This window comes from Rubellimicrobium aerolatum (genome assembly GCF_017872975.1).
Classification (GTDB): Bacteria; Pseudomonadota; Alphaproteobacteria; order Rhodobacterales; family Rhodobacteraceae; genus Rubellimicrobium; species Rubellimicrobium aerolatum.
The window spans coordinates 95,080-119,233 of sequence record NZ_JAGGJP010000006.1; the positions used below are offsets into that span (position 1 = coordinate 95,080).

21 protein-coding genes are annotated in these 24,154 nt (G+C 72.0%); 14 read left to right on the forward strand and 7 right to left on the reverse strand.

Going from position 1 to position 24,154, the window contains the following annotated elements:
- Nucleotides 1-57 precede the first annotated feature (57 nt).
- Entirely contained in the window at nt 58-1,194 is a 1,137-nt protein-coding gene (gene ispG / locus J2Z33_RS08945; protein WP_209840020.1) for a flavodoxin-dependent (E)-4-hydroxy-3-methylbut-2-enyl-diphosphate synthase, read from the forward strand.
- A 23-nt stretch (nt 1,195-1,217) separates the two neighbouring features.
- Here ispG and J2Z33_RS08950 read toward each other — a convergent pair whose 3' ends face one another.
- A complete protein-coding gene (locus J2Z33_RS08950; protein ID WP_209840022.1) occupies nt 1,218-1,748 on the reverse strand; it encodes a rhodanese-like domain-containing protein in 531 nt (176 codons plus the stop codon).
- A 197-nt stretch (nt 1,749-1,945) separates the two neighbouring features.
- Nucleotides 1,946-2,698 carry a DsbA family protein gene (locus J2Z33_RS08955; protein ID WP_209840024.1) on the reverse strand — a complete coding sequence of 251 codons (753 nt, stop codon included), beginning with the start codon at nt 2,696-2,698 and terminating at the stop codon, nt 1,946-1,948.
- 122 nt (nt 2,699-2,820) lie between these two features.
- On the opposite strand from J2Z33_RS08955, the gene J2Z33_RS08960 reads away from it, so the two are divergent.
- Complete coding sequence (locus J2Z33_RS08960; RefSeq protein WP_209840025.1) at nt 2,821-3,996, forward strand: N-acetylmuramoyl-L-alanine amidase family protein; 1,176 nt, start codon at nt 2,821-2,823, stop codon at nt 3,994-3,996.
- A 31-nt stretch (nt 3,997-4,027) separates the two neighbouring features.
- On the opposite strand, the gene J2Z33_RS08965 is transcribed toward J2Z33_RS08960, so the two are convergent.
- Both J2Z33_RS08965 and J2Z33_RS08970 read right to left on the reverse strand, forming a co-directional pair.
- Entirely contained in the window at nt 4,028-4,912 is an 885-nt protein-coding gene (locus J2Z33_RS08965) for a hypothetical protein (protein ID WP_209840028.1), read from the reverse strand.
- Nucleotides 4,913-5,117: 205 nt separating this feature from the next.
- Nucleotides 5,118-5,723 carry a class I SAM-dependent methyltransferase gene (locus tag J2Z33_RS08970; protein WP_209840030.1) on the reverse strand — a complete coding sequence of 202 codons (606 nt, stop codon included), beginning with the start codon at nt 5,721-5,723 and terminating at the stop codon, nt 5,118-5,120.
- A 150-nt stretch (nt 5,724-5,873) separates the two neighbouring features.
- Here J2Z33_RS08970 and J2Z33_RS08975 point away from each other — a divergent pair, with 150 nt between their 5' ends.
- The 5 genes from J2Z33_RS08975 to J2Z33_RS08995 all read left to right on the forward strand — a co-directional run bounded on the left by J2Z33_RS08975 (nt 5,874) and on the right by J2Z33_RS08995 (nt 11,194).
- Nucleotides 5,874-8,375: a penicillin-binding protein 1A gene (locus J2Z33_RS08975; RefSeq protein ID WP_209840031.1), complete on the forward strand. Its 2,502-nt coding sequence runs from the start codon at nt 5,874-5,876 to the stop codon at nt 8,373-8,375.
- Between the two features lie 66 nt (nt 8,376-8,441).
- Nucleotides 8,442-9,569, forward strand: a complete 1,128-nt coding sequence (gene prfB / locus J2Z33_RS08980; protein WP_209840033.1) for a peptide chain release factor 2 — start codon at nt 8,442-8,444, stop codon at nt 9,567-9,569.
- A gap of 51 nt (nt 9,570-9,620) precedes the next feature.
- Nucleotides 9,621-9,845 carry a hypothetical protein gene (locus J2Z33_RS08985; RefSeq protein ID WP_209840035.1) on the forward strand — a complete coding sequence of 75 codons (225 nt, stop codon included), beginning with the start codon at nt 9,621-9,623 and terminating at the stop codon, nt 9,843-9,845.
- Nucleotides 9,846-9,980: 135 nt separating this feature from the next.
- Nucleotides 9,981-10,256 carry a hypothetical protein gene (locus J2Z33_RS08990; RefSeq protein ID WP_209840037.1) on the forward strand — a complete coding sequence of 92 codons (276 nt, stop codon included), beginning with the start codon at nt 9,981-9,983 and terminating at the stop codon, nt 10,254-10,256.
- A 140-nt stretch (nt 10,257-10,396) separates the two neighbouring features.
- Nucleotides 10,397-11,194 (forward strand): DUF2189 domain-containing protein, encoded by a 798-nt coding sequence (locus tag J2Z33_RS08995; RefSeq protein WP_209840039.1) that lies wholly within the window; start codon nt 10,397-10,399, stop codon nt 11,192-11,194.
- 53 nt (nt 11,195-11,247) lie between these two features.
- On the opposite strand, the gene J2Z33_RS09000 is transcribed toward J2Z33_RS08995, so the two are convergent.
- From J2Z33_RS09000 to J2Z33_RS09010, 3 genes are all read right to left on the reverse strand, one after another.
- Nucleotides 11,248-11,742: a bactofilin family protein gene (locus tag J2Z33_RS09000; protein ID WP_209840041.1), complete on the reverse strand. Its 495-nt coding sequence runs from the start codon at nt 11,740-11,742 to the stop codon at nt 11,248-11,250.
- Nucleotides 11,732-13,036, reverse strand: coding sequence for a M23 family metallopeptidase (locus tag J2Z33_RS09005; RefSeq protein WP_209840043.1), 1,305 nt, complete (start codon nt 13,034-13,036; stop codon nt 11,732-11,734). Before J2Z33_RS09005 ends, J2Z33_RS09000 begins: the two co-directional genes overlap by 11 nt.
- 267 nt (nt 13,037-13,303) lie before the next feature.
- Nucleotides 13,304-13,780, reverse strand: a complete 477-nt coding sequence (locus J2Z33_RS09010) for a peroxiredoxin (RefSeq protein WP_209840045.1) — start codon at nt 13,778-13,780, stop codon at nt 13,304-13,306.
- Between the two features lie 92 nt (nt 13,781-13,872).
- Between J2Z33_RS09010 and J2Z33_RS09015 the strand changes: the two genes are divergently transcribed.
- The 7 genes from J2Z33_RS09015 (at nt 13,873) to J2Z33_RS09045 (ending at nt 24,038) form a co-directional block, all read left to right on the forward strand.
- On the forward strand, nt 13,873-17,238 hold the full coding sequence (locus J2Z33_RS09015) for an AsmA-like C-terminal region-containing protein (protein WP_209840047.1): 3,366 nt from the start codon (nt 13,873-13,875) through the stop codon (nt 17,236-17,238).
- 37 nt (nt 17,239-17,275) lie between these two features.
- The gene (gene queA, locus J2Z33_RS09020; protein WP_209840049.1) at nt 17,276-18,310 is read left to right on the forward strand and encodes a tRNA preQ1(34) S-adenosylmethionine ribosyltransferase-isomerase QueA; all 1,035 of its coding nucleotides are present in this window, start codon (nt 17,276-17,278) and stop codon (nt 18,308-18,310) included.
- Between the two features lie 166 nt (nt 18,311-18,476).
- Nucleotides 18,477-19,706: an MFS transporter gene (locus J2Z33_RS09025; RefSeq protein WP_209840051.1), complete on the forward strand. Its 1,230-nt coding sequence runs from the start codon at nt 18,477-18,479 to the stop codon at nt 19,704-19,706.
- A 2-nt stretch (nt 19,707-19,708) separates the two neighbouring features.
- Nucleotides 19,709-20,287 carry a DUF924 family protein gene (locus tag J2Z33_RS09030; protein ID WP_209840186.1) on the forward strand — a complete coding sequence of 193 codons (579 nt, stop codon included), beginning with the start codon at nt 19,709-19,711 and terminating at the stop codon, nt 20,285-20,287.
- 84 nt (nt 20,288-20,371) lie between these two features.
- Nucleotides 20,372-21,763, forward strand: a complete 1,392-nt coding sequence (gene lpdA, locus J2Z33_RS09035; RefSeq protein WP_209840053.1) for a dihydrolipoyl dehydrogenase — start codon at nt 20,372-20,374, stop codon at nt 21,761-21,763.
- 414 nt (nt 21,764-22,177) lie between these two features.
- Entirely contained in the window at nt 22,178-22,711 is a 534-nt protein-coding gene (locus J2Z33_RS09040; protein WP_209840054.1) for a VPLPA-CTERM sorting domain-containing protein, read from the forward strand.
- A gap of 352 nt (nt 22,712-23,063) precedes the next feature.
- Nucleotides 23,064-24,038 carry a UDP-glucuronic acid decarboxylase family protein gene (locus tag J2Z33_RS09045; RefSeq protein WP_209840056.1) on the forward strand — a complete coding sequence of 325 codons (975 nt, stop codon included), beginning with the start codon at nt 23,064-23,066 and terminating at the stop codon, nt 24,036-24,038.
- The last annotated feature ends 116 nt before the right edge of the window (nt 24,039-24,154 follow it).

The window sequence follows — 24,154 nt, forward strand, 5'->3', positions numbered from 1 at the left end:
GTTGCGGGCGGGTCGCCGGGCGATTAGGTGGGAGGCACCCCCGCCGAGGAGTCCCCCATGTCGCACAATCCCGTCCGCCCCTGGCGCAGCATCGACCGCCGGCCGTCGCGCCGGATCATGGTCGGCAACGTCCCCGTGGGGGGCGGCGCGCCGATCACCGTGCAGACGATGACCAACACGCTGACGACCGACGTGGCGGGGACCGTCGCGCAGGTGCTGGCGGCGGCCGAGGCCGGGGCGGACATCGTGCGCGTCTCCGCGCCCGACGAGGACAGCACGCGGGCGCTGCGCGAGATCGTGCGGGAAAGCCCGGTGCCCATCGTCGCCGACATCCACTTCCACTACCGCCGCGCCATCGAGGCGGCCGAGGCGGGCGCGGCCTGCCTGCGGATCAACCCCGGCAACATCGGAAGCCCCGAGCGGGTGCGCGAGGTGGTGAAGGCCGCGCGCGACCACGGCTGCTCCATGCGGATCGGGGTCAACGCCGGGTCGCTGGAGCGGCACCTGCTGGAGCGCTACGCCGAGCCCTGCCCGGAGGCGATGGTGCAGTCGGGGCTCGACCACATCAAGCTGTTGCAGGACGAGGACTTCCACGAGTTCAAGATCAGCGTGAAGGCGTCGGACGTGTTCCTCGCCGCCGCCGCGTATCAGCAGCTCGCCGAGGCGACGGACGCGCCGCTGCATCTGGGGATCACCGAGGCCGGGGGCCTCATGACCGGCACGGTCAAGAGCGCGATCGGGCTGGGGAACCTGCTCTGGATGGGGATCGGCGACACGATCCGGGTGTCGCTGTCGGCGGACCCGGTGGAGGAGGTGCGCGTCGGCTTCGAGATCCTCAAGGCCTTGGGGCTGCGGCACCGGGGGGTGAACATCATCTCCTGCCCGTCCTGCGCGCGGCAGGGCTTCGACGTGATCCGCACGGTCGAGGCGCTGGAGACGCGGCTGGCGCATATCCGCACGCCGATGTCGCTGTCGATCATCGGCTGCGTGGTGAACGGGCCGGGCGAGGCGCTGATGACCGACGTGGGCTTCACGGGCGGCGGCGCCGGGCACGGGATGGTCTACCTCGCGGGGAAGCAGAGCCACCGCCTGGACAACGACCGGATGATCGACCACATCGTCGAGCAGGTGGAGCGCAAGGCCGCCGAGATCGAGGTCGGGATCGCGGCGACCGCCGCGCAGGCCGCCGAATAGGCGGCCCCGGCCGGCCCGGGCGGTCAGTCCGCGGCCAGCCCCGACGGCCGGTTCCAGGGCATCCGGCGCAGGGCGGCGGCGACCGAGCATCTCCCGGTGAGGCCCGTCCAGACCAGCGAGCCCCCGGCCAGCGCGGGCAGCGCGAAGAAGGCCGGCGTGACCTCGGCCCCCAGTGCGACGCCCAGGAGCGCCAGCGTGCCCCAGAGAAGGTCCACCTGCCGCCCGATGGCGAGGAGCGGCCAGCGATGCTCGATCACCGGCAGGCCGGCGCGGCGCCAGGCGGCGAGGCCGCCGTCGAGCCGGTAGGCGGGCGCGGAGGTGACGGCCTGGAGCCGCGCGGCGTTCTCGTGGCTCAGGTCGCCGCAGGAGCAGAGGAAGACCACGGCCGGCAGGCCGGGGCCGCCGATGCGGCGGGGCAGTTCGCTGAGCGGCGCATGGAGCGAGCCCGGAACATGGGCCTGGGCGCGCTCGTCCTCCTCGCGGATGTCCACGAGGAGCGCGCCCTGGTCGAGGAGGCGCAGGACCGCAGGGCTGTCGATGGGAGAAAGGCTCATGCGGGGGGGGTCCTGCGGGGCGGGATGGGGAAGGGGGGCGCGAGGCGCGCCGTCGGGCCCAGGCTCCGGTCCGGCGCGGTCTGAACGAATGTTCACGGTGCGCTTGCTTTAGCCGGGCTCGCCCGGCCCGGTCAATACGCGCAGAGGGTAAGCCAGGGGCCGGTCACGCAACCTTGCGTAGAAGAAGGGCCAGCCTCTCAGCCGGCCCGTTCCTCGGCGACGATGGCCTCCATCGCGGGGAGGGGGACGTAGCCGCGCAGCATCCGGTCGCCCATGACGAAGGTCGGGGTGCCGGTGATGCCGAGCGCGCGGGCGAGATCGTGGTTGGCGGCGATGACCGCCGTCACCTCGGGCGAGTCCATCGCGGCGAGGAGGGGCGCGGGGTCGAGGGCGAGCCCTTCGGCGAGGCGGGCGAGCGAGCCCTCGTCCACGTCGGATTCGAGGAGCATCAGGGCGTCGTGGGCGTCCTTGTAGGCCTGATCGCCATGGACCTGCCGGACGGCGATGGCGAAGCGGGAGGCCAGCTCGCTCTGCGGCCCGAGGATCGGGAACTCCTTGAGGACGAACCGGATGTTGCCGTCGGTGGCGACCAGCTCCTCCACCTCCTCGAAGGCGCGGCGGCAGTAGCCGCAGCGGTAGTCCATGAACTCGACCACGGTCACGTCGCCGTCGGGGTTGCCGCCGGTCCAGGAGCGGCCGTCCTGCGCGATGGCTTGGAGGTTGTCGCGGACCAGCGCGGCGTCGGCCTCGGCCTGCTGCTCCTCCTGGCGGGAGTCGAGGACGGCGATGGCCTCGGACAGCACCTCGGGGTTGTCGAGGAGATAGGCCCGGACCTCGGCGCGGAAGGCCTCGCGCTCCTCGGGGGTGAGGGCCTGGAGGTCGAGCGCGGCGGCGGGAAGGGCGGTCGCGAGGAGAAGGGCGGCGGCGGGGAGGGCGCGGCGGAGGGGCATGGCGGGGCTCCGGGTGGGGGTGGGCCATCCATGCACAAGGGCGGGCGGTTTTCCAAGGGGCCGCATTGACGGGTTCCCCGCGCCGATGGGACATGGAGGCCGAGGCAGGACGCGGGGACGCCATGGGGATCTGGAAGGGGGCGGCGCTGGCCGCCTGGCTCGCGGGGGCTGTCTGGGGGGCGGCCTGGGCGGGCGAGGGCGCGGTGCTGGACGCCGGGGCGAGCCGGGTCGCGGATCGGGGCCGGGGGATCGAGGTGGTGCTGGGCCTGAGCCGGGTGGCGCCGTGGCGGCTCTACACGCTCGACGCGCCGTGGCGGCTGGTGCTGGAGGTCGAGGGGCTGGACTGGGGCGGCGCGGCGGCGGCGGCGATGCTGGACGGGGACAACGCGACGGGGCTGCATCTGGGCGCGGGCGATCCGGGCTGGTCGCGGCTGGTGGTGGACCTCGGGCGGCCCCTGGCGGTGGACGAGGCGGGGATGACGGTCGGCGAGGGCGGCGCGGCGCTGCGCGTCACCCTGCGCGCCACCGATGCGGAGAGCTTCGCCGCCGAGGCGCGCGCGCCGGAGGCGGCCGTGGCGCCGTCTGCCGCGCCGGGCGGGGACGGGCGCTTCGTGGTGGCGGTCGATCCCGGGCACGGCGGCGTCGATCCCGGCGCGGAGCGGGCGGGGCTGCGCGAGGCGGCGCTGATGCTCGCGCTCGGGCGGGAGCTGGCCGAGGCGCTGGAACGGGCGGGGCTGGTGGCGGTGCTGACGCGGGAGGGGGACGAGTTCGTGTCCCTTCAGGAGCGCATCACGCGGGCGCGGGCGGCGGGGGCGGACGTGCTGGTGTCGCTGCACGCCGACGCGCTGGAGGGCGAGGGGGCGGCCGGCGCCTCGATCTACACGCTGACGGCCGAGGCCGAGGGGCAGGCCTCGCGCCGCGTGGTGGAGCGGCACGGCGGCGGCGACCTTCTGGCCGGGCTGGACCTGTCGGGGCAGGACGACGCGGTGGCGACCGCGCTCCTGGACCTCGCGCGGGGGGAGACGGGGCCGAGGTCGCGTGCGCTCGCCGTCGCGCTGGAGCGGGAGCTGGCGCGGGCCGGGGCGCGTATGAACGGCCGGCCCCTGCGCGAGGAGCCCCTGGCGGTGCTGAACGCCGCCGACTTCCCCAGCGTGCTGGTGGAGACGGGGTTCCTGTCGGACGAAGGCGACCGGGCCCGGCTGGCGACGCCGCAGGGCCGCGCGCCGATCGTGGCAGGGATCGCCGCGGCGCTGCGGGCCTGGGCGGCCCAGGAGGATGGGCGGGCGCCGGTCCGCTGAGCCGGGCGCGGCCCCGGGCGCTGGCAGGTGGTCAGCGGGCCAGCTTCGGGAGGTTGCGCCCGAATTGGCCAGCCAGCGCCCGGGTCACGCCCCTCCTGACCCGGAGGACTCGCTTGCCTACGGCTGGCCAGAGGCCGGAGAGGCTCGGGTTCCCCAGCGCGAGGCAATGATGCAGCCATGCCCGTTTCGAGCGTCCGTCGAGCCAGCCTCGCTCGTCGGGAGAGAGATTCTCCCGGTAAGGCTCTGCAGCGTAGCGGTAAGGATGAACCTCGATGTACAAGGGTGAGTGAGCGTTGCCGCGCCAAGGCTTTGAGCCCAAGGCATGGACGAGTGGCGGCAGCCGTCGAATGTTTCGCAGCCGGCCCCATGGGCCGAAGCCATCTTCGTAGAGACACTGCGCGATCTCGCGGTCGCGTCGCAGGAACCGGACCGGAATATGAGCGAAATCGTGGCTGCCGAGAAGCGCGGCCATGGCATCCTGATCGCCCACCATGTGGAACGGACGTTCCAGCTTGGGCAACTGCTGTGCGCTTTTGTAATCCGGCCGATCTAAAAGGTTCTGCCACGCAGCGAGAAGCCCACGATGTGCCTGCGTGACACGAACGACGCAGCTGTTGGTCATATGTGGGAGATCGCGGCTCGCGGTCAGCCCCCAAGCGCTAGCCCGACGTGTTAGAAACCTGACCTCATTGAAGTAGGGCTCTTCGGTGACCAGGAGACTTTGCTCATCCAAGCCCGCGAAGTGCTCCCGGATGGGCCGGGTCAGGATCACGTCGGAGTCGATCCACACGACCTCCGGCAGGCCGCGGTCCAGCAGCGCCGACAGGAGCATCGGCTTGATGTTCCAGCCCAGTTCCGGCGCGATGCGGTGGTCCTCGACGACGACGTTGCCCTGCTGACCGAGCCAGCGCTTCATGCCGTCGCTCAGCCCATCGACGAACAGGTGCAGGACTCAGTCCGGTTCGTGCCGGCGCAGGCTGAGGACCAGGAGCTTGACGCCGGTCTCGTCGCAGACGCGATTCTCGGCAATGCAGACATGTAGGGCCACGAGGACTCTCGGGGTTGCCGACGGGATTTCAGCTCGCCCTACTACGTCGATGTTAACGAACAGTTAATACTGCTTAACGCCGCCGGGCCATCCATATGGTGCGGTTGCCACAGGCGGGTTCCTCGGGCCAGTAGCCCAGCTCCTCGAAGCTCCAGTCGTCGAGGAGGGCGCGGTAGTCGGTGGGGTCGAGGCTCGCGTGGTAGAGGGACGATCCGCCGATGACGCCGATGCGCTCGCCCACCTCGGGGCCGGCGGTGAAGAGCAGGACGCCCCCCGGCGCGGCATGGGAGGAGAAGATCCCGAACATCGCCCGCTGGTCCTCGGGGGGCAGGTGGAACAGGCTGTCCCAGGCGAGGATCAGGTCGAAGGTGTCCGACAGGCGCAGCGTCCGCATGTCGGCGTGGAGCGCGACGGCGCGGGGGACGACGCGGGCGAAGAGCTCGATCATCGGGCGCGAGGCGTCCACGCCCGTCACCATGCAGCCCCGGTCGATCAGGTATTCCGCGATGGGCCGCCCGGCGCCGCAGCCGAGGTCCAGCACCCGCCGGCGTCCCCGCCCGTGCGGCGCGAGCATCAGCGCGCGATCCAGCCAGGGCCTCTCGATCAGGCGGCGGTCGCGGGTCGCGGCCCAGGCGGGGCCCTCGCGGTCGTAGGTGGGGATCACGTCCTCGGGCTTCATGGCCCCTCGCTCCTATGGGCCGGTCACGGCCGCACGTCCTTTTGACGAGGCTTCGGGCGCATCGACGCCGATTGCAAGCCATCCGCTTTTGACCGCGCGGGCCGCCGCGCCTATAAGCGTCGGGTTCCCCCAGCCGTGAGGACGGACCCCGTGCTGCGATTTCTCATGTCCTTCCTTGGCGGGATCTTCTCGGCGCTCTGCCTCGGGCTCGTTCTGGCGGCGGTCACGGTGGGGGCGGTCTTCCACGTCTACGGGCGCGACCTGCCCTCGACCGAGGTGCTGTCGCAGTACGCGCCGCGCACGATCAGCCGCGTCTACAACGCGGAAGGCCGCATCATCGACGAGTTCGCGACCGAGCGGCGGCTGTTCACGCCGTCGGAGGAGATCCCCGACCTCGTGAAGAACGCCTTCGTCGCGGCGGAGGACCAGAACTTCTACACCCATCCCGGCTTCGACCTGCAAGGCATGGCCGCCGCCGGGCTCGACGCGGTGCGGTCGCGGGGGGCGGACCTGCGGGGGGCCTCCACGATCACGCAGCAGGTGATGAAGAACTTCCTGCTCGACGGCTCAAGGTCGGCGGAGCGGAAGATCAAGGAGTTGATCCTCGCCACGCGCATCGAGAAGGCGATGAGCAAGGACGACATCCTTGAGCTGTATCTCAACGAGATCTTCCTGGGCGAGAACTCCTACGGGGTGACGGCGGCGGCGCTGAGCTATTTCAACAAGCCGCTCTCGGCGCTGTCACCGGGCGAGGTGGCCTATCTCGCCTCGCTGCCCAAGGAGCCGTCGAACCTGCACCCCGTCCGCGACTACGCCCGCGCGGTGGAGCGGCGCGACTACGTGCTGCGGCGGATGGCGGAGGACGGCTACATCGACGGGCCGACCCTGGAAGCCGAGATCGCCGCGCCGCTGCTGACCGTGCAGTCGGGGGCCTATCCGAGCTTCCGCTCCACGCTGCCGCCGCGCGACTACTTCACCGACGAGATCCGGCGGCAGTTGTCGGCCAACTTCGGGGAGGAGGAGTTCTTCTCGGGCGGGCTGTCGATCCGCGCCACCATGGACCCGGAGTTGCAGGTGGAGGCGGCGCAGGCGCTCCAGCGGGCTTTGGAGGACTTTGACCGGGGTCTCGGGCACTGGCACGGGACGCTGGGGCAGTTGCCCGCCGAGGCGTTGGGCGACGAGGTGCTCTGGCGCGAGGCGCTGGCCGGGTTCGAGGCCCCGCGCGACATCGCGCTGGGCGGCCAATGGTATCCGGCGGTGGTGCTGGAGGTCGGCGAGGCCGAGATGCGGCTTGGCATCGAGGGGGAGCACGCCGAGGCGCCGATGGTGCCGCGCGCCGACATCGGCTGGATCCCGGGGAGCTTTGCCGAGACCTTCGCGCCGGGCGACGTGGTGCTGGTCCGCAAGCTGCTGGAGGACGGGGCCTTCGCGCGCTGGACGCTGCGGCAGGTGCCACAGGTGCAGGGCGGCTTCATGGCGATGGACGTGAACACGGGGCGCGTGCTGGCGATGCAGGGGGGCTTCTCCTACCAGTCGTCGGTGTTCAACCGGGCGACGCAGGCGCGGCGGCAGCCGGGGTCGAGCTTCAAGCCCTTCGTCTACGCGGCGGCGCTGGATTCGGGCTATACGCCCGCGACCATCGTCGTGGACGCGCCCATCGAGATCGACACGCCCCAGGGGCTCTGGGTGCCGCAGAACGCCTCGAACACCTTCTACGGGCCGACGCCGCTGCGGACGGGGATCGAGCAGTCGCGCAACCTGATGACCGTCCGCCTCGCGCAGGAGGTGGGGATGGACACCGTCGCCCGCTACGCCGAACGGTTCGGGGTCTACGACGAGTTGCAGCCCTTCCTGTCGAACGCGCTGGGCGCGCAGGAGACGACGCTGTTCCGCATGGTCGCCGCCTACGCCATGTTCGCCAACGGCGGCGAGAGGGTGGAGCCGACGCTGGTGGACCGGGTGCAGGACCGCTACGGCCGGACGATCTACCGCCACGACCAGCGGGTCTGCATCGACTGCGGCAATCCCCGGCTGCCCCAGGGCCAGGCCCCGCACGTCCAGAGCGACCGCTCGCGCATCATGAACGCCGTGACGGCCTACCAGCTCACCTCGATGATGGAGGGCGTGGTCGAGCGGGGGACGGCGGCCAAGGCGATCAACCTCCCCGTGCCGATCGCCGGCAAGACGGGGACCACCAACGAGGCCAAGGACGTGTGGTTCATCGGCTTCTCGTCGAACGTGGTGGCGGGCTGCTACATCGGCTACGACACGCCGCGCCCGATGGGCGGGGCCACGGGCGGCGGCGTCTGCGCGCCGGTGTTCCAGGAGGTCATGGAGCAGGCGGTCGCGCGCTACGGCGGCGGTCCCTTCGCGGTCCCGTCGGGGTGCAGCTTCATCAAGATCGACCGCTTCTCGGGCGCGCGGCTGCCCGACGACGCGGCGGGCGAGAACGTGGTGGCCGAGTGCTTCCGCGCCGGCGAGGAGCCGATCTTCGGCGTGACCTACGACGGCGGCTTCGAGATGGTGGGCGACCTGCCGCTGGTGGACGAGGTGCGGGCGTCGTCCCGGAACGTCACCACCTCGACCGGGGGGACGGCCACGGTGGGGCCGAGCGCGGGCTTCGGCACGCTGTCGTCGGGCGGGCTCTACTAGGGACCCCGCCTTGCCCGGCCTGACCGGCCGGGCTATGAGCCGCCGATCATCTCCGAGGGACGAGCCATGCGAACCGAGACACAGAACATCGTGGAGGCGATCCGCTCCTCGGTCGAGCTGGTGAGCCGCCGCATGGACCGCGAGACGGCCCGCCACCGGCTGGAGGAATTCAACGCCCGCGTCGAGGACCCGACGCTCTGGGACGACCCGGAGGCGGCCCAGAAGCTCATGCGCGACAGGCAGGTGCTGCTCGACAAGCTCGGCAACGTCGAGTCGCTCGAGCGGGAGCTGAACGACAATGTCGAGCTGATCGAGATGGGCGAGGCCGAGGGCGACGAGGAGATCGTCGCGGAGGCCGAGGCGTCCTTGCGCGCGCTGCGCGACCGCGCGGCGGGGCAGGAGCTGGAGGCGCTGCTCGACGGCGAGGCGGACGCCAACGACACCTTCCTGGAGATCAACGCGGGCGCGGGCGGCACCGAGAGCTGCGACTGGGCGTCGATGCTGGCGCGGATGTATGTCCGCTGGGCGGAAGGACACGGCCACAAGGTGGAGCTGCAGTCCGAGACGCCGGGCGAGGAGACGGGCATCAAGTCGGTGGCCTACAAGATCTCGGGCCACAACGCCTATGGCTGGCTCAAGAGCGAGTCGGGCGTGCACCGGCTGGTGCGGATCAGCCCCTTCGGATCGGGCGACAAGCGCCAGACCTCGTTCGCGAGCGTCTGGGTCTATCCGGTGGTGGACGACGCCATCGAGATCGAGGTTGCCGACAAGGACATCCGCATCGACACCTATCGGTCGTCGGGCGCGGGCGGGCAGCACGTCAACAAGACCGACTCGGCCGTGCGGATCACCCACTTCCCGACCGGGATCGTGGTCACGTCCTCCGAGAAGTCGCAGCACCAGAACCGCGACATCGCCATGAAGGCGCTGAAGTCGCGGCTGTATCAGATGGAGCTGGACAAGCGGAACGCTGCGATCAACGCCGCTCACGAATCCAAGGGCGATGCGGGCTGGGGCAACCAGATCCGGTCCTACGTGCTGCAACCCTACCAGATGGTGAAGGATTTGCGGACGGGCTACGAGACCTCGGACACGCAGGGCGTGCTCGACGGCGACCTCGACGGCTTCATGGCGGCGACGCTGGCGGGGAACGTGGCGGGCAAGAGCCGGGCCGAGGCGCTCGCGGAAGATTGACGAGGGGTCGGGGGAGCCTAGCTCCGCCTTGGATAATCAAGGAGTTCCCCCATGAACCTTCGCTTCCCCCTCCTGCTTGGCGCGGGCGTGGTCCTGCTGGCCGGATGTCAGCCGCCGCCGCCCGCGACGACCGTGACCGTGGATCCGGCCGGCGGCGGCGCCTCGGTGACGACCACGCCCGGCTCGCCGGCGGTGGCCATCGTCCCGAACGCCGGCGGCACCGGCGCGACCGCCGTGGGCGTGGCTCCGCCGCCGTCCCCGCCCGCCGGATCCTGAGCCTTCCGGGCCGCGCGGCGGGCCGGTCCCCTCGCGCGGCGCCCGGGCCACGGAGGCGCCACGGCTCGCTCGCGAAAGATTGACCCAGGGACAAACAGGTCTAGCTCGTGGCCAGCAACCCAAGGAGGCCACACCATGATTTCGAGACTGACCGTCGTCGCCATTCCCGCGCTGCTGCTGCTGGCGGCCTGCGAGGAGGGCGGCGTCCTCGGGACCGGGACCAACACCGGCATCGGCGCGACCGACGCCCAGACCGCGGGGACGACGCCCGAAGGGATCCTGAGCTCGCAGATCAGCGCCCCGAGCAATGCCGGCACCTGCGAGAACCTGGCGCTCCGCATCGAGAACTCGGAAACCAACGAGGTCGAGCGTCAGGCTTCCATCGAGGAGCGCGAGCGCCTGGGCTGCTGAGCCAAGCGCGGACCGCGCGGGGCCGGGGGGCGCGAGCCCGTCCCGGCCCTTTTCATGTCATGGAGGCCGAACGCGCGAAGGGGCTTCCCCGAAGGCCCGCGCCGCGCGAGGATCGGCCCCGGGGGAAGGAGGAGCCCGCCATGACATCCAGCGCCGACCCGACCGGGGCCGACCGGCCCGCGCCCGCATCCCCGCTGCCCGCGATCGCGCGCCTGACCTGGGCGGACCTGCGGGCCGCCCTGTCGGCCGGCGCCGCCGACTTCCGCGCCGCGCCGCGCTTTGGGCTGTTCTTCAGCGCGGTCTACGTGCTGGGCGGCTTCCTGATGATCTGGCTCGGGGCGGGGACGGTGGCCTGGACCCTGGCGACCTCGCTGGGCTTCCCGCTCCTTGCGCCCTTCGCGGCCGCCGGGCTCTACGAGGTGAGCCGCCGGCTGGAGCGGGGCGCGCCCCTGCGCTGGGGCGAGGTGCTGGGCGTCGTCTGGGCCGAGCGCAACCGCCAGCTTCCCTGGGCGGGGGCGATCATCGTCATCTACTTCTTGTTCTGGACCTTCCTCGCCCACATGATCTTCGCGCTGTTCATGGGGCTGTCCACCATGACCAACATCAGCACGAGCTGGGAGGTCCTGCTGACCGCCGACGGCCTGACGATGATCGCCGTGGAGTTCGTGGTGGGCGGCGTGCTGGCCTTCCTCCTGTTCGCGCTGACGGTGGTGAGCCTGCCGCTCCTGCTCGACAAGGAGGTGGACTTCGTGAGCGCCATGATCCTGAGCGTGAGCTGCGTGGCCGCGAACCCGCTGGCGATGGCGGCCTGGGCGGCGCTGATCGCGCTGGCGACGCTGCTGGCGCTCCTGCCGTGGTTCCTGGGGCTGGTGGTGGTCCTGCCGGTGCTGGGCCACGCAACCTGGCACCTCTACCGCCGGGCGCTGGTCGCGCCATGAGAAAGGGGGCGCCGCGACCGGATCGCGACGCCCCCGATGCCGTGCCGCCGGGCTTACTGCGCTTCGGTCGGGAGGGTCGGCTTGGGCAGCACCTTGGTCGCCGCGTTCAGCGGATCGTCCTGCCGCTGGACCGAGCCCTCGAAATGCGCGCCCGATTCGATGGCGATGGTCTTGTGGATGATGTCGCCCTCGACCCGCGCGGTGGAGGTGAGGCGCACCTTGAGGCCGCGCACCCGGCCGATGATGCGGCCATTGATGACCACGTCGTCGGCCACCAGCTCGCCGCGCACGGTCGCGCCCTCGCCGACGGTCAGCAGGTGGGCGCGGATGTCGCCCTCGACCTGCCCCTCGATCTGCACGTCGCCGCTGGTCTTGATGTTGCCCTTGATGTGCAGGTCCGAACTCAGGATCGAAGCCGGGGGCTTCGCCTTCGGAGCCTGGGGCCGATAGTCCGCGGCCTGACCGACGGCCGTGCCGGGCGCTGGCGCAGGCTGCGGCTGCGGCGCGGCGCCGGGACCCGGCTCGTTGATCTTGGACTTAGAGAACATCGTTGCCTGCTCCGATGTAGATCATGGGGTTGATGGGCTCGCCCCCGACCCGGATCTCGTAGTGGAGATGGGGGCCGGTGGAGCGTCCGGAGTTGCCCATATCACCGATCCGATCCCCGCGCGAGACCCTTTGCCCGACCTCCACCCGGATCTGGTTGAGGTGGCCGTAGCGCGTCTCGATGCCGAACTCGTGCTGGATCTTGATGAGCCGTCCGTAGCCCGAGGCCCAGCCGGCGAAGACCACCACGCCATCGGCGGTGGCGCTGATCGGCGTGCCGATGGGGCCGGCCATGTCCACGCCCTCGTGCATCCGGCCCCAGCGCTGGGCGAATCCGGACGTGTAGCGGAACGAGTCGTTGACCGGCAGGACGAAGGGCACCTTCTCCACCGCGACGCGATACAGGTTGATGCGGTCCAGCTCGTCCAGAAGCCGATTCGCCCGCAGCGTGCCGTCGTCGGCCGAGGCCTGTCCCATGGTGGACATCTGGATCGGCGTCAGCGGCCCGCCCTGGCCGGAATAGCCGCGCCGCACCTGTTCGATCAGGTGATCGGGGTCGAGCCCGGCGCTGCGGAACAGGTTGTCGAGCGGCTCCACGGAGATCTGGAGCGCGTCCTCCAGCTGCCGGAAGATCTCGTCGCTGTGCTCCCGGGTCAGGCGCAGTTCGAGGTCGAGGTCGCCGGCGAGCTGGGTCGCCTCCTCGGCCTCGGAGCGCAGGCCGTCCCGCTCGGCGGCGGCCTGGGCGAGGGCCCGGGTCACGAAGTCAAGCGTGCGGGCCATGTCCTCGGGGTCCGCGCCGGGGGCGTCCTGCTCGCTCCGCAGCGCGGCGACCTGCTCGCGGGCCGCCTGCCTTTCGGTCATGGCGCGGCGCAACGTCGCCTGCACCACGTCGAGGCCGGTCTCCAGCTCGCGCCGGGCCTCCTCGGAGGCGAGGAGCTGGCCCTGCATCTCGGAGATCTGGCGGAGCGCGGCGGAGAAGCGCTCGCGCGCGGCGACGGCCTCCTGCGCGCGCTCGTCCCGCTCGGCCGAGAGGGCGTTGAGCCGATCCTCGTAGATGAACTTGTCGCGCTGCGCCTGGTCCCGGTAGTTGCCCGACCCGATCGTGTCCATGAGCACGATGGCCGTGGCGACGATGCTCCAGGCGACGACCGCGGTCCCGCCCATCCAGGCGGCGAGCTGGGTCTCGGGCTTGAGCCGGATGAAGCGGGTGTGGTCCTCGGACTTCAGGAAGAGCCGGCGCTCAGGGAAGCGGCGTTCGAGGGCCGCGTGCGCCCGCTGCTTGAGTGAAGGAATCAATGGTTCCGCCCCGTTCTGCCGGGGCCTCTCCGGCCCCCTGTCCCGGCCACAGCGCTAGCGGCGGGGGGGCGGGCCCGCAACCGCGCAGGTGCCGCAAGCGAACCGCAGGACCGGACGAGACCGGCCGAATGGCGGGATTCTGCCGATCGGGAATCGGATTCGGAACGGTTTTCGGCCGAAAGGTGGCGGCACCGAGGCGGGATGGTGGCGGGGCTTGACGGGCCTGGACGGGTCTTGACGGGCCCGGGGCGATTCCCGGGTTCCCTCTCAGGACGGCGCGCGCAGATCCTCCGCCGCCTTGGCGACCTGCTCCGCGTGGCCCTTCACGCCCCGGACGGTCCAGGTGCGGACCACCTTGCCCTCCGCGTTGAGAAGGACGGTGGTGCGGATCAGGCCGGTGTAGGTCTTGCCGTACATCGACTTCTCGCCCCAGGCGCCATAGGCGCGGATGACCTCGCCGCCCTCGTCGGCGAGAAGGGGCACGCCAAGGCCCGCCTTGGCGATGAACTTCTCCTTCGCGGCGACGGTCCCGCCCGAGATGCCGAGCACCGCCGCGCCCGCCGCCTCCAGCCGGGGGAGGAGGGCGGTGAAGTCCTGCGCCTCGGTGGTGCAGCCGGGGGTGTCGTCGGCGGGGTAGAAGAACAGCACGACGGCGCGGCCGCGCAGGTCGGCGAGGGACACGGCGCCGCCGCCGTCGCGGGGCAGGGTGAAGTCGGGGGCGATCTGGCCGGGGGAAAGGGTCATGCGCCGTTCTTCGCGCAGGCGTGACCGTTGGGGAAGGGTTTCGGCGACGCCGCGCCTTCCGTTCGCGCAAGCGTGGCGCGATGATGACACCGATGAGAGCGTGGACGGCCCCCAGCCCCGATTCCCCCGACGCATCGGAGGCCACCGCCGCCGTCGCCACCGCCGACGCGCGCCCGTCTCCGCCCCGCTGGCGCCCGTCTCCGCCCCGCTGGCGGCCGTCTCCGCCCCGCTGGCGGCCGGGCCGCTGGATCGCGGGGGCCGTCCTGCTCCTCGCGCTGGCGTCGCCCGCCCTCCTGATCGGGCGCGAGGTGACGGCCCCCGACTGGGTGCGCGCACGGATCGAGCAGGCGGCGGCGCAGGCGCTGGGCGGGGGGGCGCTGCGGTTCGGCTCCATCGCCCTGCGCCTGCCGGCCGACCTGCATCCGGAGGTGCGGCTGCTCGACGTGACGCTGGCCGATCGCGACGGGCGGCGCATCGCCCGCGTCCCCGAGGCGCGGGTCCAGGTCTCGCCGCGCGGGCTCCTGTTCGCCCGCAGCCTCCTCGTGCAGGAGATCGACCTCGTGGGGGCCGAGCTGTCGCTCGCCCGCGCGGCGGACGGCAGCGTCGAGGTGGCCTTCGGCCGCGACGGGAGCGCGCCGCCCCAGGGCCGCGTCCGCGGCCTCGCCTCGCTCCCCGACCAGTTCGAGCGGCTCTTCGAGCGTCCGGCGCTCGCGGCGCTGCGGACGGTGCGGGTCGAGGGGCTGATCGTCAACTACGAGGACGCGCGGGCGGGACGGACCTGGACGCTCGACGGCGGCGCGCTGTCGCTCGACCTCGGCGGCGGGACGACGCGGCTGCGCGGCGACGTCTCGGTCCTGTCGGGCCGGTCCTACGTGTCGCGGGCCCGGCTCGACTACGAGAGCCCGCGCGGCAGCCCCGCCGCCCGCATCGCCCTGACCCTGACCGACGTGGCGGCCGCCGACGTGGCCAGCCAGGGCCCGGCGCTGACCTGGCTGCGGGTGGTGGACGCCCCCATCTCCATGGCGCTGCGGGTGGAGCTGGACGACACCGGCGCGCTGGGGCCGACCTCGGTCGCGCTCAAGATCGCCGGGGGCGAGCTGCGCCCCAACCCCCGCGCGCCCGGCGTCCCCTTCGAGGTCGCCCGCGCCTACCTGTCCTACGACCCCGCCAGCCAGTCCGTCCGCTTCAACAACGTCGAGGTCGAGAGCGCCTGGGGCGGCGTCGCCGGCGAGGGCCGCGCCTGGCTGCGCGAGATCGAGGCGGGCCTGCCTCGCGCGCTGCTGGGCCAGTTCGCGCTGCGCCGCATCACGGCCGCGCCGCCCGGCCTCTACGACGCGCCCATCGAGCTGCCGGGCGCCACCGCGCAGTTCCGCCTCCGGCTCGACCCCTTCACGGTGGACGTGGCGCAGGCGAGCCTCGGCCTGCCGGGCGAGGGGGAGGCCCGCATCGACGCCTCGGGCCGGGTGGAGTCGTTGCCCGAGGGCTGGCGCGTCGCCCTCGACGGGCGGCTCCCCGAGGCCACGCGCGACCGCCTCCTGGCGCTCTGGCCGGAACGGCTGCGGCCCGGCCTGCGCGACTGGATCGAGGCCAACGTGACGGCCGGGACCTTCCGCGACGTGGCGGCGGCGTTGCGGATCGAGCCCGGGGCCGCCCCGACCGTCGCCCTGACCTCCGCGTTCGACGGGGCGACGCTGCGCCCGCTCTGGAACCAGCCGCCCGTCACCGGCGGCGCGGGCCGCCTGCAATGGGAAGGGGGCCGCTTCTCCGTGGCGCTGGAGCGGGGCCGGCTCCGCGCGCCCGCCGGCGGGGTGCTGGACCTCGCCGGGACCGCCTTCGTCGTCCATCCCGGCGGCGGCCCCCGCCCGGCCGCGACGGCCCACCTGTCGGCGCGAGGGCCGATCGCGGCGGGCCTGTCGGTGCTGGACCAGCCGCCCTGGGGCTTCCTGACGGCGGCCGGGCTGCCCGTGACGCTGGCCGAGGGCGCGGCCGAGGCCCGGGGCACCATCGACCTGATCCTTGGCCCCATGCGGCCGGGAGAGCTGCGCTTCGACATCGCCACCGCGCTGACCGGGGTGCGGAGCGACCAGCTCATCCCCGGCCATGTGCTGACCGCCGACCGCCTGACCGCCCGCGCGACGGACGGCGGCATCGAAATCTCGGGCGAATCGCGCGTGGGCGCCGCGCGGGCGAGCGGCGGCTGGCGACAGGGCTTCGGCCCCGAGGCCGGCGGCCGGTCACGGGTGGAGGCCCGGGTCGAGATCACCCCCGAGACGCTGGCCGAGTTCGGCATCGTCCTGCCCGAGGGCGCGGTGCGCGGCGCGGGGACGGCCGACCTGACCGTGGACCTGATCCCCGGCGAGGCCCCCGCCTTCGCCGTCCGCTCGGACCTCGGGGGCCTTGGGCTGGCGCTCCCCGAGCTGGGCTGGTCCAAGCCGCCGGGGCGCGCGGGCGCGCTGGCGGTGGAGGGAAGCCTCGGCTCGCCCGTCCGCGTGGACCGGATCAGCCTCGACGCGGCGGGGCTGCGCGCCGAGGGCGACCTGCGGCTGACCTCCGGCGGGGCCTTCGACCGACTGCGCCTGTCCCGCGTCCGCCTGGGCGACTGGCTCGACGTGCCGGCGATCCTGACCGCCCGGCCCGGCAGCGACAGTCCCGCCATCGAGGTCGCGGGCGGCACGCTGGATCTCTCCCGCGCGACCTTCGGCGAGGGTGGCGGCGGCGGTGGCGAGGGCGGGCCGATCAGCGCCCGCCTCGACCGGCTCCAGGTGACCGAGGGCATCGCCCTCACCGACTTCGCCGGCGAGTTCGGCACCGAGGCGGGGCTGGAGGGCGTGTTCTCGGGCCGGGTCAACGGCGGGCCGGCGGTGACGGGCCGGGTCGCGCCGCAGGGCGACCGCGTGGGCGCGCGCATCGAAGGCACCGACGCCGGCGCGGTGATGACCGCCGCCGACATCTTCACCCGCGCCGAGGGCGGCACGCTCGACCTCCTCCTCCTGCCCGAGGGCGAGGACGGCTACAGGGGCGAGCTGTGGATCGCCGGGCTCAAGGTGGTGGACGCGCCGGTGCTGGCCTCGCTGCTCAACGCCGCCTCGGTGGTGGGGCTCCTCCAGCAGCTCGGCGGGCAGGGGATCGTCTTCGACGAGGTGGGGGCCGAGTTCCGCATCGACCCCGACCGCGTCACCGTCAGCCAGGGCAGCGCGATCGGCGCGGGGCTCGGGCTCTCCGCGACGGGGGCCTACGACCTGACCAGCGAGCGCATGGACTTCGAGGGCGTGCTGTCGCCGCTCTACATCCTGAACGGCATCGGCTCGATCCTGACCCGGCCGGGCGAGGGGCTGCTCGGCGTCAACTTCACGCTAACCGGTGACGCCGACGACCCGGAGGTGGGGGTGAACCCGCTCTCGCTCCTCGCGCCCGGCGCGCTGCGCGAGCTGTTCCGCCGCTCCGCGCCGCCCGGTTGACGTTGTTCCCCGGGTCGGCGCGGGGTAGGCGGGGGCCATGAGACTGTCCGACTTCGACTTCGACCTCCCCCAGGGACTGATCGCCACCCGGCCGGCGCGGCCCCGCTCCTCCGCGCGGCTGCTCGTGGCGGGGCCGGACCGCATCGACGACCTGCGCGTCCTCGACCTGCCCGCCGTGCTGCGCCCCGGCGACCGGCTGGTGCTGAACGACACCCGCGTGATCCCGGCGCGGCTGGAAGGCACCCGGCGGCGGGGCGAGGCGGTGGCGCGGATCGCGGCCACGCTGCTGTCGGACCGGGGCGAGGGGCTCTGGACCGCGCTCCTCAAGCCGCTGCGCAAGCTGCGTGAGGGCGAGGCCATCGACTTCGGCGGCGGGCTCTCGGCCACCTTCGAGGGGGCGGAGGCGGGGCAGGGGCTCCTGCGCTTCGCCCTCTCCCCCGACGCCTTCGCCGAGGCGCTGGCGCGGGCGGGCCGGATGCCGCTCCCCCCCTACATCGAGGCGCTGCGCCCCGCCGACGACCACGACTGCGAGGACTACCAGACCGTCTGGGCCGCGCGGGCCGGCGCGGTGGCCGCGCCCACCGCCTCGCTGCACTTCGACGAGCCCCTGCTCGCGGCGCTGCGGGCGCGGGGCGTGGACTTCACCCATGTCACGCTGCACGTCGGCGCGGGAACCTTCCTGCCGGTCAAGGTGGACGACATCGCCGAGCACCGGATGCACGCCGAATGGGGCGAGGTGACGGGCGAAGCCGCCGCCGAGATCGCCGCGACCAGGCGCGCGGGCGGGCGGGTGATCCCGGTCGGCACCACGGCGTTGCGGCTGATCGAATCGGCGGCGCGCGGGGGCGACCTGCGGCCCTGGCGCGGCGAGACCGACATCTTCATCACGCCGGGCTTCGAGTTCCGGGTGGCCGACGGCCTGATGACCAACTTCCACCTGCCGCGCTCCACGCTGATGATGCTGGTCTCCGCGCTGATGGGGCTGGATCGCGTCCGCGCCATCTACGCCCACGCCATCGCGGAGCGCTATCGCTTCTTCTCCTACGGCGACGCCTCGCTCCTGCTGCCGTAGGGCGGGCTTCGGCCCGCCGTCGTCCAGGGGGCACCAGGTGGCGGGCCGAAGCCCGCCCGACGCAGGCACCAAAGAGGGCGCTGGCCCGCGCCCACGGGTCGCCTTTGGGCCAGACGACGGCGGGACGGGCTGGTAGGCGCAGGGAAAACGCAAGGAGCCGGGCGGAATGCTGCAAGTCCTCGGAAGCGCCTGGGCGCTCCTGCTCGGGATGTATCTCCTGATGATCGGCAACGGGCTCCAGGGCACGCTGCTGGGCCTGCGCGGCGAGATGGAGGCCTTCTCGACCCTCGAAATCTCGGTCGTCATGTCGGCCTACTTCGTGGGCTTCCTCTTCGCGAGCCGCCTCGCGCCCCTGCTGATCCGCCGCGTGGGGCACGTCCGGGTGTTCTCGGCGCTGGGCTCGGGCATCTCGGCCATCCTGATCCTGTATCCGGTCCTGCCCGAGCCCTGGGTCTGGGCGCTCGCCCGCGCGGCCATCGGCTTCTGCTACTGCGGCGTCTACATCACCGCCGAATCCTGGCTGAACGCCGCCGCCTCGAACGCCAACCGGGGCAAGGCGCTGTCGCTCTACATGGTCGTGCAGATGGGCGGGATCGTCACGGCGCAGTGGCTCATCTCGCTCAACGACGTGTCGGGGTTCGTGGTCTTCATCATCCCCTCGATCCTCGTCTCGCTCAGCTTCGCGCCCGCGCTCCTCTCGGCCACGCAGACGACGCCCCAGCACGCCGCGACCAAGCCGCTCAAGATGCGACGGCTCGTCGCCGCCTCGCCGCTGGCCTGCGCGGGGATGTTCCTGCTGGGCAGCGTGTTCGCCGCGCAGTTCGGCATGGCGGCGGTCTACGGCACCCGCGCGGGCCTGAGCCAGGACCAGATCTTCTGGATGGTGTCGCTCACCTACCTCGCCGCGCTGGTGGCGCAGTATCCCATCGGCTGGCTGTCGGACCACATGGACCGCCGCTGGCTGATCCTCGGCCTCTCGGCTCTGGGCGGGAGCATCGCGCTCCTGGCGCTGCTCTGGCCGGGGCCGCTCTGGCTGGTGCTGCTGGCGGCGGGCATCGTCGGGGGAACCTCGAACCCGCTCTACGCGCTTCTCATCGCCTACGCCAACGACTACCTGGAGCGCGAGGACATGGCCGCGGCCTCGGGGGGCCTCCTGTTCATCAACGGGCTCGGCGCCATCGCCGGGCCGCTGGTCGTGGGTTGGATGATGGACGCCATGGGGCCGCAGGGCTTCTGGGCCATCATCGCCACCGTGATGCTGCTGCTCGCCGCCTACGCCGCCTGGCGGATGCGCGCCGCGCCCGACAAGCCGATCGTGGACGGCAAGACGGCCTTCGCCCCCATCCCCGCCGCGGCCACCCCCGTCGCGGCCGGCACCGAAAGGACGATCCCATGACGCTGCCCACGCCGCAGGAGGTGCTCGATGTCTGGCTCCGCGAGGTCGGCCCCGACGGCTGGTATCGCGCCGACGACGCCCTCGACCAGCGGCTCCGCGACCGCTTCCTCCCCCTCTGGGAGGCGGCGATGCAGGGCCGGCTCGGCCTCTGGCTCGTCACCCCGCACGACGCGCTCGCCTACGTGATCCTGCTCGACCAGTTCCCCCGCAACATGTTCCGGGGCGACGCCCGCGCCTTCGCCTCGGACCCGCACGCCCGCGCCGCCGCCAAGACCGCCATCGCCCGCGACTGGGACCTCAGGATCCCCCCGCCCGAGCGTCAGTTCCTCTACCTTCCCCTCGAACATTCCGAGAGCCTGATCGACCAGGACCGCGCCGTGCGCCTGTTCAAGGCCCGCCTCCCCGACGCGCCCGACCAGCTCCTCCACGCCCGCGCCCACCGCGACCAGATCCGCCGCTTCGGCCGCTTCCCCACCCGCAACGAGGTCCTGCGCCGCGAGAGCACGCCCGCCGAACGGGCCTTCCTGGCCGAGGGCGGCTACCCCGCGCTGGTCGAACGGATGCGCGCCGAGGCCGCCTGACCCGTCGCTCTGGCCCCGTCGCTCTGGCAACGAGGCACGCCATGCACTAACAACGCCTCACTTTGGGCCAGGGGAGATGATGGCATGGCGACCCGCAGCTTCGACGTGATCGTGATCGGGGCGGGCCCCGGCGGCTACGTGGCCGCGATCCGGGCCGCGCAACTGGGCAAGAAGGTCGTGATCGTCGAACGCGAGCACCTGGGCGGCATCTGCCTCAACTGGGGCTGCATCCCGACCAAGGCGCTCCTGCGCTCCGCCGAGGTGTTCCACCTCTTCCACCGCGCCAAGGAGTTCGGCCTGAAGGTCGAGAAGCCCGACTTCGACTTCGACGCGGTCATCAAGCGGTCGCGCGGCGTGGCCAAGCAGTTGTCGTCCGGCATCGGCCACCTGATGAAGAAGAACAAGGTCGAGGTGGTGATGGGCCAGGCCCGCCTCGCCGGAAAGGGCCGCGTCACCGTCGCGACCGACAAGGGCACCGAGGACCTCCAGGCCCCGGCCATCATCCTCGCCACCGGCGCGCGGGCGCGCAGCCTGCCGGGCATGGAGCCCGACGGCGACCTGATCTGGAGCTACCGCCACGCGCTCCAGCCGCCCCGGATGCCCAAGGACCTCCTCGTGATCGGCTCCGGCGCCATCGGCATCGAGTTCGCGAGCTTCTTCAACACCATGGGCGCCAAGGTGACGGTCGTGGAGGTCGCGGACCGCATCCTGCCCATCGAGGACGCCGAGGTCTCGGCCTTCGCCAAAAAGCAGTTCGTCAAGCAGGGCATGACCATCCACGAGGGGGCCAAGGTCGCGCTGACCAAGGGCAACGGCTCTGTCACCGCCCGGATCGAGGCCGGCGGCAAGACCGAGGACAAGGTCTTCGACACCGTCATCTCCGCCGTGGGCATCGTCGGCAACGTCGAGGACCTCGGCCTGGAGGAGGCCGGCGTGAAGGTGGAGCGCACTCACGTCGTCACCGACGAGTTCTGCCGCACCGGCGTCGAGGGCCTTTACGCCATCGGCGACGTGGCCGGGGCCCCCTGGCTCGCCCACAAGGCCAGCCACGAGGGCGTCATGGTGGCCGAGCTCATCGCCGGCCAGCACGTCCACCCGCTCAAGCCCGGCTCCATCGCCGGCTGCACCTACTGCCAGCCGCAGGTGGCCTCCGTCGGCTTCACCGAGGCCCGCGCCAAGGAGCTGGGCTTCGAGGTCAAAGTCGGCCGCTTCCCCTTCATCGGCAACGGCAAGGCCATCGCCCTCGGAGAGCCCGAGGGCTTCATCAAGACCGTGTTCGACGCCAAGACCGGCGAGCTGCTGGGCGCGCACATGGTCGGAGCCGAGGTGACCGAGCTGATCCAGGGCTATATCGTCGGCCGCTCCCTGGAAACGACCGAGGCCGAGCTGATGGAGACGGTGTTCCCGCACCCGACGCTCTCCGAGATGATGCACGAGTCGGTTCTCGACGCCTACGGACGGGCGCTGCACTTCTAGCCCGACCTCCGCCGGGCCCCCGCCCGACCTTCGCCCGGCCAGCCCCGGACCCGATCCGGGGTCCATTCAAGGCCGCCCCGATCCTGCCCCAATCGGGCCACGATCCGACCCCGCCGATCCCCGGCCCGGGGCAACAGCGCCGACAGATTCGCCGCCGCGGCCCGCCCGGGTTCGCGGCGGCTTCGTCTGCGAAACTACCGAAAGTTGAGCAGGTTAGGATGCCCTCCTCCCTCCGGCGAGGGCCGGCCAGTTTTCGCGCACGATTTCCATATTGGCGACAATGGGTTAAGGTTTGGGGCAGGAATGTGGCGTGATTGCGCCTTTTTTTGTTGGCGCCGCTCGCCGTTATGTTACTTCTATGCTGCACTCGCACAGTGATGGGCGAGGCCTTGTGCATAGAATATGGAGGGCTTCATGCTCACAAACTGGAAGGCGACCGCTCTGGCGGCGGCCCTGGCCGCGGCCCCGCTCACGGCCTCCGCGACGACCTTCGTGACGCCGGGTGGCAGCTACGACCTGCTGGCCGACGACTACTTCTTCAACGGCGACTTCGACATCGGCGACGCCGGGACGACCTACACCTTCAGCTTCTTCAACAGCTCCACGAACCCGGTTCAGGCGTTCTTCGGCGCCACCGTGCTTCAGGTGTCGGCCGCCTTCTCCGACGGCGTGACCTTCACCTTCGGCTCGCTCGGCCCGGTGACCGTGCCGGAAGGCGACACCGACGGCGCCGAGACGACGCTGATCGTGGCCGCCGGTGAATCCATCGACCTGCTGGTCGAATGGGGCACCGTGATCGACGATGGCCTGCTGAACGGCGGCGGCACCGCCGACATCGACTTCGCCGTCGAAGCCGCCGTGATCCCGGTCCCGGCCGCCGGCCTGCTGCTGATCTCCGCCCTGGGCGGCCTCGCGGCCCTGCGCCGCCGCAAGTCGGCGAACGCCTGATCCTCGCGATCCGGGCAAGGGGGGCCGCAGCCGCTGCGGCCCCCCTTGTCATGTCCGCCCCTCATGTCCCGCCCGACCGGCCATGGGGTCCGGGGCAGGGACGACCGCATTTGATTCGTATTCTATGAGACTTGTCCCGAGAAGCGACCGCCGAACGGGCCGTGCGGGCGGGGCCGTAAGGGCTTCCTTAACTCCGACCTGCTAGAACTGGGCCTCGACGCTGGCGCAACCGTTCGAACGGAAAGGGGAGGGATCGCGATGACCATGCACGACGACACGGCCCGTCCGGCCAGCCCCCGCTCGGCCGGCCCGTCCGCCGCCGCGTCCCGTCCCATCGCAAGGAGGAGAGGTCATGCCCCGCGTCTATGACAGCCGCAAGCGCATCGTGGTCACCGGCGGCGCCGGCTTCATCGGCTCGCACCTGACCGACCGCCTGCTCGCCCAGGGGCACGAGGTGATCTGCGTGGACAACCTCTTCACGGGGACCAAGCGCAACATCGACCACCTGCACGCCCATCCCCGGTTCGAGTTCATCCGCCACGACGTGACCTTCCCGCTGTATGTCGAGGCCGACGAGATCTACAACCTCGCCTGCCCGGCCTCGCCCGTGCACTACCAGCACGACCCCGTGCAGACGCTCAAGACCTCCGTCCACGGCGCGATCAACGTGCTGGGCCTCGCCAAGCGCCTGCGCTGCAAGGTGCTCCAGGCCTCCACGAGCGAGGTCTACGGCGACCCCATCCAGCACCCCCAGGCGGAGGAATACTGGGGCAACGTGAACCCCATCGGCCCCCGCTCCTGCTACGACGAGGGGAAGCGCTGCGCCGAGACGCTGTTCTTCGACTACCACCGCCAGCACGGCCTGGAGGTCAAGGTCGCCCGCATCTTCAACACCTACGGCCCCCGCGTGCACCACGCCGACGGCCGCGTGGTGTCGAACCTGATCGTCCAGGCCCTCCGGGGCGAGCCGCTGACCATCTACGGCGATGGCAGCCAGACCCGCTCCTTCTGCTACGTGGACGACCTCGTGGAGGGGCTGATCCGCCTGATGGAATCGGAACCGGACGTCACCGGCCCCATCAACCTCGGCAACCCCGGCGAGTTCACGATCCTGTCCCTGGCCGAGAAGGTCCTCGCCCAGACCGGCAGCCGCTCGCGCCTCGAACGGCGACCCTTGCCGGCCGACGATCCCCGCCAGCGCAAGCCCGACATCGCCCGCGCCAAGGCCCTCCTGGGCTGGGAGCCCAAGGTGATGCTCGACGACGGCCTGGCTCTGACCGTCGGCTCCCTGCGCGAGCGCCTGACCGAGATGGCCCTGCTCGCCTGATGTCGACCGGATTCATCCTGGCCTCCGGACCGCCCCGCTCGAATCCGCGCCCCGCGGTTTCGATGTCTCGTGTCGCGAGCGGGCTGGCTCTCCTGGCGGGGGCGGACGCACCCTCC